Raw genomic sequence first — 13,332 nt, 5'->3', positions numbered from 1 at the left:
CGGCGAACGTGTTGCGCTGCCTATTCTGGCATCAAGATTGCACGTTCGGCTCCAGATTTTTCGTTGGGAGTCTTGGTCATGCGCAATCGAATCTTGAGCTGTCTCGCCGTCCTTGCGCTGGCGTTCTCAGCAATCCCGGCGGACGCCGAAACCGTGGTGCGTTACGGAATCTCCATGGCGGACATTCCGCTGACCACCGGCCAGCCCGATCGCGGCGCCGGCGCCTATCAGTTCACGGCCTACACGATCTACGATCCACTGGTTGCGTGGGAGATGGACGTCGCGGACCGACCGGGCAAGCTGGTGCCGGGGCTCGCCACCGAATGGAAGGTCAATGAGTCAGACAAGACCAAATGGCGCTTCACCTTGCGCAAGGGCGTGAAGTTTCACGACGGCAGCGACTTCAACGCCGATGCGGTGATCTGGAATCTCGACAAGGTGCTCAACGACAAGGCGCCGCAGTTCGACAAGCGGCAGAGCGCACAGGTAAAGACCCGCCTGCCTTCGGTCGCGAGCTACGCCAAGATCGACGACGATACGATCGAGATCACCACCAAGACGGTGGATTCCTTCTTCCCTTATCAGATGCTCTGGTTCCTGGTGTCGAGCCCGGCGCAATATGAGAAGCTCGGCAAAGACTGGGACAAGTTCGCAAGCCAGCCCTCCGGCACCGGCCCGTTCAAGTTGACGAAGCTGGTGCCGCGCGAACTCGCCGAGCTAGCCAAGAATCCGGACTATTGGAACAAGAAGCGGATTCCGAAGGTCGACAAGCTCGTGCTGGTGCCGATGCCGGAAGCGCTGACGCGCACCAACGCGCTGCTGGCCGGACAAGTCGATTTGATCGAGACGCCCGCCCCCGATGCCGTGCCGCAGCTGAAAGCGGCCGGCATGAAGATCGTCGACAACGTCACGCCGCATGTGTGGAATTATCATTTGAGCGTGCTGCCGGGCTCGCCCTGGACCGACATCCGCCTGCGCAAGGCGCTCAATCTCGCGATCGACCGCGACGCCGTCGTCGGGTTGATGAACGGGCTTGCAAAGCCTGCGAAGGGCCAGGTCGACCCGTCGAGCCCGTGGTTCGGCAAGCCGACCTTTGAATTGAAGTACGACCTCGCCGCCGCGAAGAAGCTGGTCGAGGAGGCCGGCTACAGCAAGGACAAGCCGCTCAAGACCACCTTCATCATCGCGCAGGGCGGCACCGGCCAGATGCTGTCACTGCCGATGAACGAATTCCTGCAGCAGAGTTTCAAGGAAATCGGCATCGACGTTGACTTCAAGGTCGTCGAGCTCGAGACGCTCTACACCCACTGGCGCAAGGGCGCGGCCGACGAGATGAACACCGGCATCACCGCCAACAACATCGCCTACGTCACCTCCGACCCGCTCTATGCCATCGTGCGCTTCTTCCACTCGGGCCAGATCGCGCCGGTCGGCGTCAACTGGGGCGGCTACAAGAATCCGAAGGTCGATGCGCTGATCGACGAAGCCAAGCAGACATTCGACACCGCCAGACAGGACGAGCTGCTGGCGCAGGCGCATGCAGAGATCGTCGACGATGCCGTGCTGGTCTGGGTCGTCCACGACACCAACCCGCATGCGCTGTCGCCCAAGATCAAGCAGTTCGTGCAGGCGCAGCACTGGTTCCAGGATCTGACGACGATCGGGGTGGAGTGAGGGGACCGACCTCGCCAATCACTGCGCCGTCGTCCTGGCGAAAGCCAGGACAACACCAAGTTTGAGGCGCCAGCAAACCACTTCTACATGCACCACTACTTCGTCAGCAGCGCGTAGGCGCCGTTCCAGTCGTCCGGCGGCGGGTTGGCCTGGTAGTTCCTGATGCGCGCCTCGTAGAGACGGAACAGCTTCTCCAGCGTGTCGGCGTCCTCGCTCCTGCGGCCGCGCTCGATCGCGTCCAGCGCGCCCTGCCAGTCGCGGCTGCGGTAGCAGGCGAGCATCTCGATGGTGATATTGCGCAGGCGCTGGAAGGCTCCCGAATGCATCACGTCCTCGCGGCCGGCGACCGCATAGATCACCTCCGGCTCGGTCTTCCCTTTCACCATGATGAAGTCGAGCTCGAGGATGGCGAACTTGTCCTTGGCAGCGAGCGCGGTCTTCGAGCCGACAATGATCGGAAAACCGTACTCCTTGGTCTGCCCTTCCAGGCGCGAGGCCAGGTTGACGCTGTCGCCGAGCACCGAATAGTTGAACTTGAGGTCCGAGCCCATATTGCCGACCACGCCAACACCGGTGTTGAGGCCGATGCCGACATTGAGCGGAATGTAGACGTGGCCGCCCTCGGCGGCCTCTTCCTCGCGCTCCTTGTTCACCTCGTCGATCTTCTCCAGCATGTCGATCGCCGCCTCGCAGGCGTTGATCTCGTGCTGCTTGTCGTCGAGCGGCGCGTTCCAGAACGCCATGATGGCGTCGCCCATGTACTTGTCGACATAGCCCTTGCGCGCGAGGATGGCATTGGTGAGTGGCGTCAGGAAGCGGTTCATCAGCGCGGTCAGCCCTTGCGGATCGTGCTTGTAGCTCTCCGAGATCGTGGTGAAGCCGCGCACGTCGGAGAACATGATCGTCATCTGGCGCTCCTCGCCACCGAGCACCACCTTTTCCGGAGACTGCGCCATCTGCTCGACCAGAACGGGCGACAAGTATTGCGCGAAATGGCCGCGGATCTGTTTGCGCTGCTGCTGCTCGCGGACGAAGCTTGCGAAGATCAGCGTCAAATAGATCGCGGTGGTCGAGAGCAGCGGATAGGTGGGATCGATCAAGAGGCGATAGCGCACATAATAGTACCAGGAGAAGCCGATCAGCACTGAAGCGAACAGCGCGCCGACGCCGACCAGCGTGACGGGCCCGAACTTCGGCGCAAAGATGATCACGAGGACGCCCATGATCATTGCGGCGAAGAACTCGAGCGCGATGCCGTAGTTCGGCTGCGAGATGATCGAGCCGGTCAGCGCGCTTTCCAGCACCTGGGCGTGGATCTCGACGCCGGGCATGGCGGGATCAACCGGCGTCGTCTTGATGTCATTCAGCCCTGCTGCCGAGGTGCCAATCAGCACCAGCCGCTGCGCGACCCTGTCCGAAGCAACCCGCCCTTCCAGCACGTCAACCGCCGGCACGTAGATCGAGGGATCCTGCGGGGCGAAATGCACCCAGAGCTGACCGTTCTTGTCGGTCGGGATCGAAAAACCCTTCACGCCGACGCTGCGAATGCCTTCGCGATCGGTCTTGACCAGCATGGTGTCGGAGCCGGACACCACGCGCAGCATTTCGAGACTCAGCGATGGCAGGATCACATCCTGGGCCTGCGTGATCATCGGCGCCCGCCGGACGATGCCGTCGCGCTCGGGCTTGATGGTCAGCAGACCGCGGCCGGCGGAGGCCGCCTCAAGAACGGGGATGTTTCGCAGCAGGCCGGGAAATTCGAACAGGAAACGATGCGGCTCCTCACCCAAGGTCGCGAGGCCAGTCTGCGGAAGCTTCTTGTCGAGCTCCGAGTTGCTGACCGGAAGGCCGGTCTCGCCGAGCACGACGCGGGAACGCTTCATCGCCTCGGCGAACATCTGGTCGTTGCTCGGCAGCGCCTTCAGCTTGTCGCGCGTCGCCTCGTCCAGGTTACGGAAGGTTTCGACCGCGATGTCGGGATTGAGCCGATCGGGCTCCGGGAACATCACGTCGAAGGCGATGGCGGCGGCACCGAGCCGCGTCAGGTTCGTGACGAGGTCGGCAAGCTTGGTTCGCGGCCACGGCCACTGGCCGACCGCCTTCAGCGTCCGATCGTCGATATCGACGATGACGACGGGCCTTGCGGTCTTCTTGCGGGAGTCCCAGACCTGGTAATGGTCGAAGGTGCGGACGCGAAGCTCCTCGACCAGGCTCGGATCGGCGATGCGCAGGGCGGCGAAGCCGACGAGCAGCGCAAGGCAGACCAGCCGCGCATAGCCGAACCTGCGCGCGAACCACCGCCGCCATATCTTGAGCCGCTTCATGCCCGTTGGACTTCCCGGTACCCGATCGGGCTCGATCTTGGATCGTCAGGAGGCAAATGGCCATGGCCGCAAGCGACGACTTCAGGTTTTTTTGCCGCACCTACAGCGGGAGAATGAGGCCCGTGCTACGTCGTGCCGTGGTTCGTGACGATGAAATCGCCGGCGTGCAGGTTACCTGCGGCCACGTTCTTGAGCAGGATCGTCTCGTGATCGTCCAGCGTGATCAGCGTATCGGCGTTCTGCTGGGTGATGGTGAGGTCGGCGACCGAATTGATGGTATCGAACTGCCGCAGGTCGATCTTGTCCTGGGTCGTATCGAAGCCATAGACGGTGTGCTGGACGGCGTCCGTCGTTGATGCCGGGCCGAACACGAACTGGTCCTGCCCGCCGCCGCTGATCAACGTGTCGCTGTGGTCGGTGGCGAAGATGACGTCCTTGCCGCTGGTGCCGGTCAGCGTGACCGGGTCCGAACCGCCTTCGTCGAAGATGAAGTTGACGGTGTCGCTGGCGCCGAGGCTGTCGGTCACCTTGAAGGTGATCATGTCGGTATCGGGCGGGGTGGCGCCCGGATCGTAGGTCACGCTGTGGAGAGCCGTGTTGACCTGGTCGAGCGAAACGCCGTCGAGGGAGGACGGCGTCACGCCGGAGCCTTCCTTCGCGCCCTCGGTCTCCGCGGTCACCGTGTAGGTTTCGGTCGACGACCCCGAGACCGACAGGCCCATGACCGTGTCGGTATTCGTCGCCTCGTCGTGCACATGGGTGAAATGCGTGGTGTCGATCACCGGCGACTGGTGGCTCCAGACGAGCTCCGTGCCGCCGCTGCCGTCGCTGGTCTGGCTGAAGCCCGCTTCATCGTATTCGCCGGTGATGGTGAAGTAGTCGCCGTCACCGCTGCCGTAATGGACCTGGAGCCCGCTGTCGGTCGAGACCAGCGAGACGTTCTTGGGGTCGATGCCGGCAAGATCGATATTGTCGCCATAGCTGAAGCCGGTCACCGTGCCCGTGAAGTGCGACGTCGAGTCCAGATGCAGCGTGCCGACACTGGTGCCGACGAACTCGATCGCTGAATCGGAGGAGCCGCCGAGCTCGAGGCTCGCGCTCATGATCTGAACGATGCCGGAGCCGGTGAGATCGCCGAGGATCGTCGTCGCGCCGGTGTCGGCGACGAGAACGCCGTGGTTGGCGACCGAGCCGGTGTCGTTGATGGTGCCCTCGAGGACGAGCTTGCCGCTGACGTCGATATGGATGTCGCCGTCGACCGACATGGCGCTGGCGGAGCCGTTGAAAGTCGTGGTGCCCAGCACCTCGAAATAGGAGCTTGCGTCGGCGGTCAGCGTCGTGCCGTTGACGATCGAGGCGCGCAGCAGGGCAACCGAATCCTCTCCGACGAGGTCGATCGCGCCGCCGTTGATCGTGTTGTAGAAGAAGCTGATATGCCCGCCATCGTCGGCCTCCAGCGTGCCGCCGGCGTTGTCGATGACGCTGCCGGGCAGGTTGCCGAAGTTCACGGTCGCATAGTGCCCGTCGGCGTCGATGGTGCCGGTGTTGACGACGTGCTGTGAGGCGGTGAGATAGGCGTCGGCGACGTCGATATAGCCGTGATTGACGAGGGCGCCGTTCACCAACAGATAGCTGTCGACGCTTTCGTATTCGGGGTTGTAGCCGGCGCCGGTGATGTCGAGCTCGGTCACGGCGGAGAGCGACAGCCCGCCGATCGCGGTGCCATTGTGGTCGAGCGTCAGATAGACGGTGCTGTCGGTATCGACCGATGCGGTCTCGGCCGCGGTGGGCACGTGACCCAGCGACCAGTTGCCGTCATTGTTCCAGCTCTGGTCGACGTTGCCCGTCCAGACATCGACGTTCGAGCTCGACGGCACCGTCACCTCGGTGCCGATGGAGGCGGCGAGGTCCGACGCCGGCGAGGAGCCACCGTGACCGATGCCGGCAGCGGTGATGTCGATCGAGACCGGGCTCGCGCCGGTGATGTCGCCGACATAGGTGTCGTCGAGGGCGTGGACGTCGAGCGTGCCCGGCGTGCCGCTATAGCCGTCGGCCGGCACGAAGCGGATCAGCGTGTCCGGGCTCAGCACCAGCGCGTTGCTGTCGCTGACGCCGGCGATGTCCACCCACTGGTCGGTGCCCGCAACCTCGTACTGCCAGGTCCCCTGGCTTTCCGTGGCGTTGTCCGCCGTGATCGCGATGGCCTTGAGGCTCGCACCATGGTCGACGTCGTGGAATTTTCCGGCGAAGAGATCGCTCACGGTCGCCCCGCCCGGATCCGTGTCGCCGCCGCCGACCGATGCCAGCGTCGCCGCATCCAGCGTCGGCGCGTCGTTCTTGCCTGATATCGTGACGGTCACCTGGGCCGTGTCGGTGCCGCCATGCTGGTCGTTCAGCGTGACGGTCGACACCACGGTCACGGTCTGGCCCTGGCCGAGGAAATCCAGCGTGCCGTCGGGGATGGAATAGGTCCAGCCGATCGCGCCGTTGTTGTGGTTGCCGGCCTGCTGCAGCGTCAGCGCCTGTTCGAGCGCGGTCGTCTCGTCCGCCGTCAGCGTCAGGTGCGTGGTCTGATCGGTGTCGAGCCATGTCACGGTCTGATCCGTGATCGTGGCCTGCGGACGGTCAGTCAAGTCGACGTCGGTGAAATGGATCGTGCCGATCGCCGCCGGCGCGGGATCGGTGGTCGTGCTCGGCGCGCCGGTCGTGTCGGCAAGCTCGCTGAAGCTTGTGCTCTGCGAGGTCTCGGCGGCCTTGAAGCTCGGCGCGTCATTAGCAGCGTTCAGCGTGATCAGCGTGTGGCCGGTCCCGTCGTCGCTGCCGGCGAAATGCGCGTTGCTGTAGTCGCCGACCAGCTTCACCGTGATGCTGTGACCATAGGCATCGCTGACGACGAGGTTGCCGGTCTCCGCGTCGTAGGTCGCGGTGGTGCCGCCGTCGAAGGTGATCGTCGACAGGTCCAGTTTGTCGGTCGCCGCGAAGCCCGCGACTGAACCGCCGAAACTCCCGGTATCGATCTGAAGCTCGGCGCCGCCGCCCGAGAAGGTGATGGTCTGCGCGACCGTGCCCTTGACGTCGAGCGTCGCATTGGCGTCGATGGTGACGGAGCCGGCGCCGGACAGCGAGCCGAACAGCGTCATGGTGCCGCTGTCGATTTCGATGCTGCCGGTGTTGGTGATGGCACCGCTGATGGAGGTCGTGCCCCAGCTCTCGATCGCGCTGGAGTTGGTGATTGCGAAGGCCGCACCATCAGCGCCGGAGATCGACGCGCCGTCGTGCAGATCGATCTCGCCGGCATTGCTGAACGTGGACAGGGTGCCGAAGAAGCTCGATCCGGACACCGTCCAGGTGCCACCGGCCTCGTTGTTGAAGGTCGCGCTGGCGACCGAGATATTGCCGTCGATGTCGCCGGTGTTGTCGATCGTGACGTGGCCGCCGGTCTCCACGATGGCATAGGTCGTGGAGGTCACGGCACCCGCATCATCGGGCCCGATGGTGCCGGAATTGTCGATCAGCGCGGTGCCGGTGGCGTTCTGCTGGACGAAGATCGCGGCATGACCGGTTGCGCCCACGACCGAGCCGGTGTTGGTGATGTGCGTCGAGCCCGTCCCGCCCACGCTGTTTGTGACGATGCCGACCGTGCTCGTGCCCGTGAGGTCGCCGTCATTGACGATGGTGATGTCACCGGCGCCCGCGGCCAGCGCGGACAGGCCGACCGCACCGGTGGCGGAGCCCTCATTGGTGACGCTGACGTCGCCGCCGCCATGGTCGAACGCGCCGATCGCGGTGCCGGCAGCCGTGATCGACGACGTCTCGCCGGTCGTCACCGTGACGTCGCCGATACCCCAGGTGAAAGCCTCGATGCCGAAGCCCGCATCCGCCGTGATCGTGGCGTCACTCTCGACCGTGACGTCGCCGTTGACCAGGCTAGAGAAGGTGGAATCGCCGTCGGGCTTGTAGCCGGCAATGATCGCGCCCGGCGTGGTGTCGTCGTTGTTCAGCGTCTTGCCAGAGTGGATCGTGCCGTGCGCCTCGACAGTAATCGTGCTGCCCACGGCGCTCGCAACGGCGTGCGCATAGTTGACTGCCACGATACCGGAGCTGCCCGACGTCAGGACGTCGCCGGAGGACAGCGACACGTCGATGTCGCCGGCGTCGATGCTGTAGGCGAGGATGGCGTAGCCCGACGTTCCCGTGACATGCGCATTGGCGCCGACGGTGACCTCGACATCGCCGGTGCCGCCGCTCAAGGCCTGCGCCCGGATGCCCTGCACAGCGCCCGTGACCGTGGTGCCGGCGCCATCGCTCACCGTGACGTCACCATTGCCGTAGTTGTAGGCGTGGATGGCATGGCCGCCGGAGGTGATGTTGGCGTAGTTGTTGATCGTGACCGAGCCGTTGACGTCCGTGTTGGCCACGCTGCTCGTGGTGTCTCCGGTGTAGCCGGCCTGGATACCGGCCGGCGTATTGCCGCTCTGGTTCAGGCTGCTGCCGGAGTTGATGGTGCCGTAGGCATTGACGGTGATCGTGCTGTCCGCGGACGCATCCAGCGAGGTCGCCCGGTTGACCGCGACGATGCCGGAGCTGCCCGAAGTGATGACGCTGTCCGCATCGGTGGTGACGGTCTCACTGCCTGCACCATAGCTGCGCGCGCGAATGCCGTAGACCGAGCTTCCGGTGACGGCACTGCCGGCCTCGATGCCGATGTCGCCATCGCCATGGGTCGTGGCGTCGATGCCGTAGGCGCCGCCCTCGGCGCCGCCGAGCTGCTTGATCGTGATATCGCCGTCGTTTGCGGCGTTGAGGTTCTCGACCAGCACGCCCTCGGAGCCCGCGCCTGTGCCCTTCGCCTTGCCGGTGAGATTGGTCACGGTGATGTCGCCGGACCCGGTCGCGCTATCGCGCAGCCAGATGCCGTTGCCGTTCAAGCCCGTGATGTCCTTGGTCGCCGTCAGCGAGATGTCGCCGACGCCGTTCTCGGTGACGAAGATGCCGTTGGCCGCGCCCGTCAGGCTACCTGTCGGCGTGAGCAGGATGTCGGCCGGCGCGGCGATCGTGCCGCCGCTCGCTGTGAAGTCGAGCGCATCGCCGCTTGCCGTCGTGATGTTGCCCGCGCCCGTGACGGTGAAGGTGCCGCCGGCCGAGGACTGGCCGGCGATGGTGCCGGTAAAGCTCTGGCCCGCGACATTGTCGAGCTGCAGCGTATCGGTGCCGCCGGCAAAGGTGACGGTTTGCGCGGTGGCACCAGCAAGCTCGAGCGTCGCGCCATTGTCGATGATCAGCGCGCCGGCGCCGCTGAGGCCGCCGGCGAGGTCGAGCGCGCCGTCCTGCACCTCGATGGTGCCGGTGTTGGTGACCCCTGCGGTGACGGTGTTGCTGCCCTTAACGCTGTAGAGATGACCGGCATTGCCGAGATGGCCGCCGTCGATCTCGACGCCGGACAGATAGAGCTTCGAGGTGCCGTCGACCGTCACCGTGCCGCCTGTATTGGTGACCTTGACGGTGTCGAGCTTCAGGACGCCGCCGTTGATCGCCTCGAGCGTGCCGGTATTGATGATCAGATCGCCGGTGATGTCGAGCTCGCCACCATTCGCCTCGATGAGGCCTTGATTGGTGATGGTGTGCTGCACCACAGGATCGATCGTCAGCGTCCCGCCGGTGACGTCGATCGTGCCGGTGTTGGTGATGTCGGCGCTGTCGATGGCGCTGATGCCGGTCGAGACCAGCGTGCCGGACAGCGTCAGCGTGCCGCCGTCGATGGTCGCACCGACGAGATCGAGCGTCGAGCCCGCGTCCACCGAGACCGTGGCGCCGGTGTTGGTGACCGTCGTCGAGATCAGCTTCAGCGTGCCGTCGTTGATCGCCGCCAGCGTTCCGGTGTTGGTGACCGCCTCGCCATTGACGTCGAGCTCGCCGCCGTTGGCCTGCAACGTGCCGGCATTGGTGATGGTGGCCGAAGTCGTCGCGACGAGAACGAGCACGCCGCCGATCGCCTCGATCACATTGTTGTTGGTGATGAAGCTGTTGGTGATCGTGCTGGCGCCGCTGGACGAGAGCGTACCTGATACGTTGAGCTTGCCGCCGGCAATGCTCGCACCGTTCAGCGTCAGCGTCTTGCCGCTACCGACCTTCAGGATGCCGTTGTCGGTAATCGCCGTACCCGACACCGTCACATCGTCGAGCGTCAGCGTGACATCGCTCTCGACCGTGACAGTACCCTTGTTGAGCGTAGCGCCGCCGTCGATGCTGCTGTCGCCGGTGACGTCGATGGTGCCGCCGACCGTGCTGCTGAAATTGTTGATGGTTCCGCCGGTGATCTCGGCCTGATCGAGGACCAGCACGCCATGGTCGTCGACGGTGATGGTGCCGGACGAATTGTCGACCGTGGTCCCCTGGTCCAGCGTCAGCGTCGCATCGGCCTGGATTTCGATGGTCTGGTGGTTGTCGACGGTCTCCTTGTCGAAAGCGACGGCCCCCGTGACGGTGACGGCACCGGAATTGTCCAGCTCGCCATGGGTCAGGAGGCTCGTGCCCTCCAGCACCAACGTGCCGCCGATGGTCAGCTTGCCGCTGTCGATGGTCCCACCGTCGACGTCCAGCGTCGCACCGGCATCGACCGTGAGCGTGCCGCCGGCATTGTGGAGCTCGGCCAGCATATTGAGCGTGCCGCCGGTGAGCTCGATCGTGCCGGCATTGGTGATCGAGGCACCGACGGCGAAGTCGCCGCCGCCCGCGAGCGTCAGTGTGCCGGAATTGGTCAGCACGCTGATGTCCAGGATTTCCGCCTTGCCGCCGACGGAAATCGTGGCGCCCACGGAATTGGTCAGGATCGAGTCGGCGCTGAGATTGAGCGCTCCGGCGATCGTCAGCGTGCTCTGGTTGATGACCTCGGGCGGCGGACCGCCGAAATCGTTCATGGTCAGCGATTTGGCGAACGCCGCCTCGTCGATCGTGACCGGATAAGACGGCATCAGCCCGTGCAGCTGATCGGTGATGACGATGACGTCGTCAGAGATCGTCGGCACGGTGCCGGTTTCCCAGTTCGCGGCGTCCTTCCAGAAGCCGCCGGGCGGAGAGCCGGCCTCGGCCGTCGCGACCCACACCACCGCGGGGCTGTCAGTCCCCTTGATGGTGACGGTGATGGTTTGGGTCGTGGTCGCACCTTGCGAATCCGTGATCGTCACGGTGTAGGTCAGCGTCAGGACCTCGCCCTTCGGAATGAAGTCGGCGAGGTAGACGGGCAGATCGGCGAGCGACCAGTCGATGATGCCGTCGCCCGTCCCGGTGCTGTCGGTATCGATCGCAACCGACATCGCCTTTTCGAAGGCCGCCAGCGGTCCCGGGGGCACGGTGCTGCCGTCCGGCAGGGTCGCGCCGGTCAGCTTCACCGACACCTTGTGGGTGTCGGTCAGGTCGACGTCGGTGAAGGTCAGCGTTCCCGAGGTCGGCACCTCTGAGGTGAGCGGACCGCCGGGCACGCTGGTGCCGCCCTCGAAGGTGATGGTCGGAACGCTCGAGGTGATCACCGGCGTGTCGTTGGTGCCGGTGACCGTGATGGTGATGTCGATGAAGGCGGTTTCGTTGAGGTCGGCAAAATTGTTGTCGACGCGGACCCGATAGGTCAGCGTCAGCGTTTCGCCGGCGGCCAGGAAATCGAAGGCGTTGTCCGGAACGCTGTAGGTCCAGGTCGCCGAGCCCGCATTGTTGTTGTCGGAGGCGGCAACGACGGCGATCTTGGCCTCGGTCGCCAAGATGTCGGCCTTTTGCAGGTCCGACAATCCCGCGGTGACGTCGTCGTGCTGGGCGTTGTGGTAGGCGAAGGACGCGAAGTTCACCTTCACCGTCGGCCTGTCACCGAGATTGAAGTCGAAGAACGTGATCTTGGCGCTGATCACATCGAGATCGGCGGTATCACCCGTCTTGTTGTCCAGCTCGGTCAGCGTGAACGCCGTCTTCACGTTGCCGTTGAGGTCGAGGCTGCGTGCGTCGGGCGCGCCGGGAATGCGGCTGTAGGTCGTCGGCTTGTCGGGAGTGTTCGTTGGCTGCCCGTTGCCGGTATTGACCGTGTTGACGAAAGTCGCCTGCGCGGTCGCGCCGCTCGCCGTCTTGATCAGCAGCAGGTTGCCGTCCTGCGTGATCGAATCGGTCGAGTTGTTCGTCAGCTTGGTGTTGGTGTTGTTGTCCGTGAACTTCAGCGAGAACACGTCCGTGATCAGCTTCTGCACGTCCGGCGACAGCAGCGCGTTGGTGACCGAGACGTTGCCACCGCTGATCTGGATCATCTGCCCCGCCTGGTTGACGGTGGCGATCGGCAGCAGCGTGACCTTGTCGAACAGGATGTAGGAGCCGGTGGTGCCATCCGGCTCGACCAGCACCTGGAAATTCGCCTGCGGCTGCGGATCGCCGCCGCCCGACGGAATCGAGAAGCTGATTTCCGTCAGCACGGCGGTGCCGCGGATGCCCATGGTGGCGACCGGCGTGTCGATCTTCATGTCGCCGTGCTTGGCCGTCTCGCCAGCGACGAAGGTGATGGTGCCCGCGACCAGGCTCAGCAGCGAGGAGTTGCTCGACCCGTTGGGGTCGTAGACCATCTCGTTCAGCACCATCCGCGCGTTGGAGGAGAGGCCGAAGACGGTGCCGTCGATGAAGGTGACGCCGAGGGTCGAGTCCGCCCCGGTCGAGAGCACGTCGCCCTTCTCGACGTTGTCGCCGTTGTTCAGGATGATCGAGACGCCGTTGCGGACCGCGGTCGCGCTGCCGGTCAGCTTGGTGATATGGCCGATGACCTGCGCGGCGGCGGCGCCGGACGCCGCCTGCGCATACTGGACGTTGCCGGCCAGCGCGTTGACGATGTCGCCGGTGAGATGGGCTCCGTCGGGCGAGGCGATCGCGGCGCGCTTCTCGCCCTTGAAGTAATCGTGAATGACGAAGTCGTGTCCGTCATTCGACAGCACGAGATCGACGCCTGCGCGCTTGAAGTCGCCATGGAACAGGAGATTGGGATCGGGAACCACGAACGCGCCCTGCGGCAGGTTCCCATGACCCGAGACGGAAAACGAATCGACATGGCCATTGGCGGGCGAGTGAAAGGCGGGCGAGTGAAGGCCCTGGCCGTCCAAGGAAAGCGCGGCGTCAAATTTGCCAGCGTAATTCAACGGGGGAAACACCGGGAAAAGAGTTAATATTTAAAGAAGTATCGGCTGCCTATGCTTGCATATCATTACCAAGTCCTTAGCGAAACCGTCTATTTCTTGCGCGAATCGAGACGACGCCTCACTATAGCCGGCAGCAGGCGACGGAGGAGCAAAGCAGCAAAGGTAATTTCTGGAATATT

At 64.3% G+C, this 13,332-nt stretch carries 3 protein-coding genes; 1 reads left to right on the top strand and 2 read right to left on the bottom strand.

The window, feature by feature from the left end:
- Nucleotides 1–78: 78 nt before the first annotated feature.
- Nucleotides 79–1,674, top strand: a complete 1,596-nt coding sequence (locus QQL28_RS19575; RefSeq protein WP_284267865.1) for an ABC transporter substrate-binding protein — start codon at nucleotides 79–81, stop codon at nucleotides 1,672–1,674.
- A 95-nt stretch (nucleotides 1,675–1,769) separates the two neighbouring features.
- Here QQL28_RS19575 and QQL28_RS19570 read toward each other — a convergent pair whose 3' ends face one another.
- Nucleotides 1,770–3,998: a CHASE2 domain-containing protein gene (locus QQL28_RS19570; protein ID WP_284267862.1), complete on the bottom strand. Its 2,229-nt coding sequence runs from the start codon at nucleotides 3,996–3,998 to the stop codon at nucleotides 1,770–1,772.
- A 125-nt stretch (nucleotides 3,999–4,123) separates the two neighbouring features.
- Nucleotides 4,124–13,117: a FecR domain-containing protein gene (locus QQL28_RS19565; protein WP_284267860.1), complete on the bottom strand. Its 8,994-nt coding sequence runs from the start codon at nucleotides 13,115–13,117 to the stop codon at nucleotides 4,124–4,126.
- Nucleotides 13,118–13,332 lie beyond the last annotated feature (215 nt).

This window comes from Bradyrhizobium iriomotense (assembly GCF_030160715.1).
Classification (GTDB): Bacteria; Pseudomonadota; Alphaproteobacteria; order Rhizobiales; family Xanthobacteraceae; genus Bradyrhizobium; species Bradyrhizobium iriomotense.
The sequence above is the reverse complement of the archived record's forward strand: the minus strand, read 5'-3'. Positions and strand labels throughout refer to the sequence as shown.

Excerpts from the sequence above, each read along its gene's own strand:
- QQL28_RS19575 (WP_284267865.1), top strand. The coding sequence starts at position 79 with ATGCGCAATCGAATCTTGAGCTGTCTCGCCGTCCTTGCGCTGGCGTTC.
- QQL28_RS19570 (WP_284267862.1), bottom strand. The coding sequence starts at position 3,998 with ATGAAGCGGCTCAAGATATGGCGGCGGTGGTTCGCGCGCAGGTTCGGC.